The following is a 251-nucleotide window of genomic DNA, read 5'->3' as shown; positions in this document are numbered from 1 at the left end:
CGGCCGAGTTAATCCAGGCTGACTTACGGGCTGTGGGGGTTGATGTCACCTTACTGTTACAGGACAGACCGCTCCGGCCAGGTTCGGTGGCCCAGAAAGGCATAGATCTGACGCTGACTGGCTGGGTGGCGGATAATGGCGATCCGGATAACTTCCTGCGCCCGCTGCTGTCGTGCAGCGCCAAACAGGCTGGCCTGAATGTCGCTAACTGGTGCAACCTTCAGTTTGATAACCTGCTGGAACTGGCGTCA

1 protein-coding gene is annotated in these 251 nt (G+C 58.2%); it reads left to right on the top strand.

All coding sequences use genetic code 11. The annotated features are described in order from the left end of the window. Nucleotides 1-11 precede the first annotated feature (11 nt). Nucleotides 12-251: ABC transporter substrate-binding protein (locus R0J87_RS22840; RefSeq protein WP_498889217.1), on the top strand; the 240-nt coding region annotated here is incomplete at its 3' end.

The organism is Halomonas sp. SIMBA_159, assembly GCF_046536035.1.
Taxonomy (GTDB): Bacteria; Pseudomonadota; Gammaproteobacteria; order Pseudomonadales; family Halomonadaceae; genus Vreelandella; species Vreelandella venusta_A.
Note: the sequence above shows the minus strand (reverse complement) of the source record. Positions and strands in the feature narration are given on the sequence as shown.